General features: G+C 43.2%; 1 protein-coding gene. It reads right to left on the reverse strand.

The genetic code is table 11. The annotated features are described in order from the left end of the window. Positions 1 to 88 precede the first annotated feature (88 nt). On the reverse strand, positions 89 to 1591 hold the full coding sequence (locus F6K53_RS40305; protein WP_293085728.1) for a zinc ribbon domain-containing protein: 1503 nt from the start codon (positions 1589 to 1591) through the stop codon (positions 89 to 91). Positions 1592 to 1710 lie beyond the last annotated feature (119 nt).

Below are 1710 nucleotides of genomic sequence, written 5' to 3' on the forward strand. Positions count from 1 at the left end.
GAGATACTCTTAAACCGTCATTAATCGGGATAATCCGGTATAAAACGGTCAAGGTGCAATTTATTGTTGCCTGAGGGAGGAGTGGTAGTCAGCAATTGGAGTTAAGCCTTCCACTCATCTTTCTAGGCGATCCTGGCATCTCGACCAGGAGTTCCTTAAAAGCCTTAGTTTTGCTATGCTTGCAATTAATCCATCCAAGCTCAACTGCATCAAGCAAACTAAGTCCCATCCCTTCCAAGAAACGCGCGGTACGACGCAACAATACTGCCTGCACCTCGGTTTTACTCATATACCGGGTGATTTCCTTATCCGTACCTCGATTAAGTATGTTTTTGGCAGCATTGTAGTCAGCCTGTAACACGACCCCATTAAACCTGGTAAAATTGTCCCCGTTTCTTTCCCCCAACAGGGTTCCAGTAACAGAGTCAACTTGCGACGTGTAGCTAGGCTGAACTTCCGTAACAACCGACCCAGTCCAATCAGCCCATTTCTGTAAGGAGTCCCGCATTTTCCCTTTCATCCAGCTATTAAGCTTACGGGACATGGCTTTGGACTGGCGTTTATTTTTTATTGGTTGTGTTAAATCTTCCGCAAAAACTAAGAGTGATTCACCATTAAAAAGAGACTTGGAGGCCGCTCCTATTATGGCAGTTAGTTCGGCTTGGTTCTGTCTGTATCGCTTGTTTTCTGTTTTTCTAGTTAGGTTGTTTTTAAGGATACGAGCAGATTTTGCTGGAGCAAGTTTTTCTAACTTTCTATGTATCGCCCAAAGCTTTCCTCTATTACGATTCTTGGCACAGATGCGATTGGACTTTTTGGTAGCCGCTTTGCCCAAATTTTTGCCATGCGCTTGGCCATTTGAATCATAGAAAGCCTCTGTGTACCCTTTGTCTATCCCGATAGGGTGGCGGTTAGCGGGTACTTCCACTGTTCCATAATCTACTAAGAAGTGAATTTCAAATCTTTGTAGAGTTTGATTGTAGATTAATCTAATCTGCCCACTTATTTTGCGATTAGATCTGACGATTATTCTGTTTCTTTTTCCTCTTCTTAATCCAGCTAGTTCTAGCTGATAAGTGTTACGGGAGAGCCTCCTGCACTTATAGCCTATTTGTTGATAGACTATCTGGTTCTTGACCCAGGAATGACCCCTTTTAAACTCCTTTCTGACCAGCCTATGCAGCAGTGGGTTCTCCAGAAAAGCCAAGGTCTTAAGCTGTTTACAAAGCTCCTTTCTTGTCTTTTGATTGTCTTTCCCAGGAAACCTTTTATAAATTTTTCTGACAACGGCGTCGATACAAGCTGCTTGGCTCGCTGTGATAGCCTTCGCTACATCGTTTACAGTCCAATCCATCAACTTGGCAGGCAATCCCAGAGTATCGGGAGTCCTGAAACTCTTCACTTCCGGGATGGCCTTTTTCCAGTCCAGTCCCCAATGGTTAATGCTGCCTAGTTTATTGTAAGACTCAGACCTGACAATTCCTAACTTTTTCATTACCTGCAACAACTCAAACTCTACCGACTTAGTCATCCCCACTACGGGGACAACCTGAGTCGATATTTTCTTTGTTGCTCCTACTTTTCTTGGCATTGTTAACTGACTGTGTCCTACATCTTAAGTGTACTCTAGCGCTAGCAAAATGTCAATGTCGGTTTTATACAGTTAAATACTGTTTTATACCTATTTATTGGGGTTTAGTTGCGGGACTA

Source organism: Moorena sp. SIO4A1 (assembly GCF_010672065.1).
Classification (GTDB): Bacteria; Cyanobacteriota; Cyanobacteriia; order Cyanobacteriales; family Coleofasciculaceae; genus Moorena.